The following is a 1,876-nucleotide window of genomic DNA, read 5'->3' on the forward strand; positions in this document are numbered from 1 at the left end:
GCGGCCGTCGCGATGGTCGCCGTCCGGGCAATGGCGGCGGCAAGAAGCACTTCGCCGGCAAGCCAGATGGCGAGCGCGGACCGAAGCCGCAGGGCGAACGCCCGGCGGCCGCCCAGCCGAATGGCCAGCGCAAGCCCGACGGCTTCAAGCGCTTCAAGGGCAACAACAAGCGCCGCTTCGGCGGCAAACGTCCGGCGAACCGGGCTGCTTGAGCTCATCAAATCCGATCGAGGAACGGCCGGACCAATGCTCCGGCCGTTTTCATTTCACTGGCCTGCTTGCTGCTGCATCAGCGCCTTCACCCACACCACGATGCGCTGGGTGAGAAAACCCGTGGTCTGAGGCGACAGCGCATCGCCGGCGATGACGTGATTGTCCGGATCTCCGGTGTCGTCGACCGGAACCAGCTCGTGCGGAGCGCCCCAGCGTCCGGCGATCTCGCGCGTGCGATCCGGCCGCACCACCTTGTCGGAATCCGAGAAGATGAACAGGGCAGGGATCGTTGCCTTCTCGACCGGCGCGCCATAGGCGAGGTTGGTCAGCGCCGCCATCGGCAGCACCGCCTTCATGGGATATCTGGTGGTCCAGAATTTCTCGTGCAGCGCGTTGCGCGCCGGGAAGCTGCGCTCCTTACCGCCGACAAGCTCGGCGATCTGCCTGCCCCAGGGCATGGTCAGCACCTCGGCGCCGGAGGCCTTGACGCCGAAATTCGGCGATATGAACGCTATGGCCGCGACACCGTCCGAAGCGCCCTGCTGTGTTGCGGCCCATGCCGCCAGCGAGCCGCCGGTCGAGGTCCCGATGACGATCACCTTGTCGCCGATGGCCCGGCCGATGGCCAAGGCCTCCTCATAGTCGTTGATCCACGCGTTGACGCTGCCTTGCGCCATCGCCGCGCCGTCCTGGCCGTGGCCGGTCAGGCGCGTGAAGAAAAGGTTGGCGTCCAATTCGTCCGCGACATCGTCCGGCAGCGGGCGAACCTCGCCCTTCGAAGCGGAAAAGCCATGGATGTAGACGATGGCCAAAGGCGTCTTGGCGTGGACCATCGGGTTCGCCCAGATGATCTCCTTGTCGAGCCCGTCGCGGATGTTGGGCACGGCAGCCTCCTCACGCGCCAGATAGGCCTGCGGATCATCGCCGATCACCGATGGATCGAAGCGGATTGTGGTATCGACCGGCACGCGCGGGCCAAGGAAGAAGCCGGCGACCAGGATGACTGCAAGGCCAAGCACCGCCAGCACGATCCGCCGCCCCATTCCAGTCTCCAAGCAATGATTCTCAACCTATGGCCGTCCCCGCCGGCAGGCAATCGCCGTTCGCCGGCTTATGGTGCCTTGTCGCGGGATGGATCTTTTTCGCCCGCCGGCCTGCGATCGAAATGCAACGGCCGCCCCCACCAGTGGGTGGTCAGGCCGATGACGAAGCGGCCGATCGGCCGCGGCAGCAGGCCGAGCAGCTTCAACGGCCAGCTTATGTGATACGGGAAGGTGACCTCGAAGCCGCCCTTCCTGATGCCGCGCGCCATGCGGCGCGACGCGCGGTGCACAGGCATGAGGCCCGGCATCGGCAGCTTGTTCTTTTCGGTCAAGGGCGTGTCGACGAATCCCGGATTGATGACCTGGACACGGATGTTCATCTTGTCGAGGTCGTATTTCAGCGACTCCGCCAGGATGTTGATCGCGGCCTTGGTGCCGCCATAGGCCGCCGTTGTCGGCCAGCCGGAATAGGCGGTCACCGATCCGACCAGAACGACATGGCCGCGTCCACGCACGCGCATATGCTCGACGACAGGCACCACGCCGTTGACGATGCCGAAATAATTCACGGCGAAGGAGCGATGGAAATCGCGCACCACCAGATTCTCGCCGGGGGTGGC

The 1,876-nt window shown here is 65.3% G+C and carries 2 protein-coding genes and 1 pseudogene; 1 reads left to right on the forward strand and 2 read right to left on the reverse strand.

Annotation, left to right across the window (positions count from 1 at the left end):
• Window positions 1-212 (forward strand): annotated as a pseudogene (locus tag EOD07_RS32940) (hypothetical protein); the annotation flags it as partial.
• 54 nt (window positions 213-266) lie between these two features.
• On the opposite strand, the gene EOD07_RS32945 reads toward EOD07_RS32940, so the two are convergent.
• Window positions 267-1,256 (reverse strand): alpha/beta fold hydrolase, encoded by a 990-nt coding sequence (locus EOD07_RS32945; RefSeq protein ID WP_127238205.1) that lies wholly within the window; start codon window positions 1,254-1,256, stop codon window positions 267-269.
• A gap of 68 nt (window positions 1,257-1,324) precedes the next feature.
• Window positions 1,325-1,876, reverse strand: a 552-nt coding sequence (locus EOD07_RS32950) for an SDR family NAD(P)-dependent oxidoreductase (protein WP_127238206.1), incomplete at its 5' end; no start/stop codon positions are given.

It is taken from the genome of Mesorhizobium sp. M2C.T.Ca.TU.002.02.1.1, from assembly GCF_003997225.1.